5 protein-coding genes are annotated in these 2,669 nt (G+C 35.1%); 3 read left to right on the top strand and 2 right to left on the bottom strand.

Going from position 1 to position 2,669, the window contains the following annotated elements:
* Together ABX784_RS16780 and ABX784_RS16775 are read left to right on the top strand one after the other, a co-directional pair.
* A partial coding sequence (locus ABX784_RS16780; protein ID WP_372656215.1) for a hypothetical protein occupies positions 1-220 on the top strand: 220 nt, incomplete at its 5' end.
* A gap of 132 nt (positions 221-352) precedes the next feature.
* Positions 353-658: a hypothetical protein gene (locus ABX784_RS16775; protein WP_372656214.1), complete on the top strand. Its 306-nt coding sequence runs from the start codon at positions 353-355 to the stop codon at positions 656-658.
* A gap of 146 nt (positions 659-804) precedes the next feature.
* Here the strand turns inward: ABX784_RS16775 and ABX784_RS16770 are convergent, their stop codons facing one another.
* Complete coding sequence (locus ABX784_RS16770) at positions 805-2,019, bottom strand: class I SAM-dependent rRNA methyltransferase (protein ID WP_372656213.1); 1,215 nt, start codon at positions 2,017-2,019, stop codon at positions 805-807.
* 4 nt (positions 2,020-2,023) lie between these two features.
* Positions 2,024-2,296, bottom strand: a complete 273-nt coding sequence (locus ABX784_RS16765; RefSeq protein WP_372656212.1) for a hypothetical protein — start codon at positions 2,294-2,296, stop codon at positions 2,024-2,026.
* A 65-nt stretch (positions 2,297-2,361) separates the two neighbouring features.
* On the opposite strand from ABX784_RS16765, the gene ABX784_RS16760 reads away from it, so the two are divergent.
* A partial coding sequence (locus ABX784_RS16760; protein ID WP_372656211.1) for a hypothetical protein occupies positions 2,362-2,669 on the top strand: 308 nt, incomplete at its 3' end.

Raw genomic sequence — 2,669 nt, 5'->3', positions numbered from 1 at the left:
ATACGGACTGAAAGAAGTTTCTACTAAAGTTGTTGTTGATGAAGTAGATCAAGGTATTGTTGATTACTATTATACTACTACTTTTTCAGTAGATTACACTTATGATTACCACCCAAATACTACAACTATAGTAGTAAAAAGTGTTAAGTATGCAGGGTCTAATCCAACTATTAAGTGGACTCATATTGAATCAATTGAAGGTCAAGTTTCTTGCGATTAATCTGATTTCAATAAGGTAATAGAGCGGCCCCTAATCACTAGGGGCTTTACACCTAAAATAATTACCCTTTTCTCTGTAGATTTTGACTCCTTTCTAAGCTTTTTGATATGACCAAAAGAAAAAGGGGAATACATGAAAGCAATACTACTTGTTGTACTATCTATTATTAGTATAAATTCAAATGCTTACTTTACTTCAAGAGCTAACTGTTTCTTGATTAGCGGTTCTAAAGCTCAGTGTGAAGCTTGTAATTACGCTTCTTATAGACCTATTCAATGTACATTAAATATCCAGGGAAGAACTAGTTATGGTAACTCATTTAATGGAGTTCAGAGCGGAGTTATTTTACCAGGACAATGTATGAGAGGTTTTGTTTTTGCTAATAACCCTTTCCGCGATCCACTTGTTAGCGCATTTGGAAATGTTACCTGTAGATAACTCTTAGTTTAGGTGCTCATATTGCACATCTGCTAAGACCTTGAGGAAGGTGACTATATCATCTTCCTCGTCATCTGTTAGTCCGAGATTGCCAATACCCATTACTCCTCTTCTTGAGCAGTAAGGTTAAAGGATTTCCACTGTTATTATTTTCTTTCTAGCAGCATACCCTTTAGGTAATCTCCCTCAGGAAACCCTCCTAAAGTAATACAGTCTTCATCCATACGAAGACCTTTGCAGACCTTCAATGAATTTGCATTTGCAAGTTGTTCAATCTTTTCATTAAACTTTCTTCTAAGTACATGGTGAGTATTTAAAAAGGCAACTATTCTACCTTTCTCACTTAAACACTCCTCCATCATAGGAATAAGTTTTTCATAACTTTTTAAAGCACTCTGGCTTTTTCTTCCATCACTTGAAAAGCTTGGAGGGTCGCACACTATAAGGTCAAACTTCTTGCCTTCAGCAATATATTGCTTTAAGGCCTTTTCAACTGACATTATTTTACTTTGGTGATTCTCTGCCTTTAGCTGTGGATTTAATGCAAGGTTCTTTTCTAGCCAAGAAATATAATCATTGGATAAATCCACACTGTGAACATCTTTTGCTCCATGTGAAAGAGCGAATAGGCTAAAGGCCCCAGTGTATGAATAAAGATTTAAAACTGAATCAGCATTTCTAAAGTTATTTGTTAACTTCTTTCTAATCGCAGACATATCACTATAAAGTCCAATGTCATACCTATAGTCAAAACGTAAATGGTAATTAATTCCAAATTCTTGAACTGTTATCTCTGTTAGTTTCTGTTCAATATTTTCAAACTTAACAGATTCAGAAGACTTTCTTTGTTGGAAGATTACTTTATCAATTTCTGGAAAGTGTTTTGCACAATGTGTTTTTACCAATCTTCTAATGTCGTTCTTAAAGAAGAACCAGAAATCAGAATAGATTTGAATAAGTGCAACATTACCGAACTTTTGTATCATTAAACCAGGAATACCATCAGCTTCTGCAAAACAGAGATAGAAGTTATCTCTTTGAAGCTTTTCTAATACCGACTTTCTTCTTAGAAATGATTCTTCTAATCTAAGTGAGAAAGCTCGTACAAAACCATTAGGAGATTCTGGAAGTTCAGTTCCTATTTCCCAAATTCTTGCTTTTACTTTTTTATGATTAGGGTCATGTAATAAGAATAGTCTTTCATCACCTTTAGGGTTTTTTCCAATAAGTAGGTTTTCCTTTTTTGGGAACTCTTTCGTGAAAGTATCTTCCGTCACCCATGGATGACCTTTTTTTGCATGTTTTAGAGTCGCCGGGTGTAGATTAACCCTTGGTAGTCTATATTTCTTTATTTTTGCCATGGAGTTATAGCTCTTCTTTTAGAGACGCCAATTTTTCAATGGCATTCTCTGTCATAAATAGTAGTTGGTTTGTTAAGGCAAATGGATCATTGAATTCTTCAATTCCGACATCAATTAATCTCTCTTTCATACTAAGTGTTAACTCAGTATAAGGATCAATTTCATGACATATACCTTTTAACTTAGAGATGAGAATCTCTAGGTTCATGATCTCTACATTTGGACTGTAGAGGGTCGTATTGTTCAATTTTGAATTTTCTTGATTTGTTGTTTTCATGTGCGTTGTTTATTTCAAAAAATCCTTTTAACGTCAATCGTCAATCTTGAGTGGAGACTCTAAGTATGGAATATTTCGTTATATTTTTACCCTTTATTTTACTTTTAAGCCCAAGGAGGATCCTGAGAAAGCGCCGCAGGAGCTATAAAGATGTTATTGAGCTAATTGAGGGCAGAGAAGAGACGGAACCCAGGAGAGTGAGCGAACTCTATAAAGTTGCAAAACTCTTACTTGAAGTCAGAAAGCTCTACGGAGCAAAGGCCCTAGAGTCACTTGCAATACTAAAAAAAGAGGCCTTTAAGGCGGACAGAGAGCATAGAAAGATAAGAAGTGTCTTATACGGTGCATACTTCCAGCAATTGATAATGGCGCT

Origin of the sequence: Halobacteriovorax sp. (genome assembly GCF_041587335.1) — a bacterium.
Lineage (GTDB): Bacteria > Bdellovibrionota > Bacteriovoracia > Bacteriovoracales > Bacteriovoracaceae > Halobacteriovorax.
This window is presented reverse-complemented; position numbering and strand designations above follow the sequence as displayed.

What these genes read in the sequence shown, in the direction of transcription:
- ABX784_RS16765 (WP_372656212.1), bottom strand. Translation starts at nt 2,296, where the DNA reads ATGAAAACAACAAATCAAGAAAATTCAAAATTGAACAATACGACCCTC.
- ABX784_RS16775 (WP_372656214.1), top strand. Translation starts at nt 353, where the DNA reads ATGAAAGCAATACTACTTGTTGTACTATCTATTATTAGTATAAATTCA.
- ABX784_RS16770 (WP_372656213.1), bottom strand. Translation starts at nt 2,019, where the DNA reads ATGGCAAAAATAAAGAAATATAGACTACCAAGGGTTAATCTACACCCG.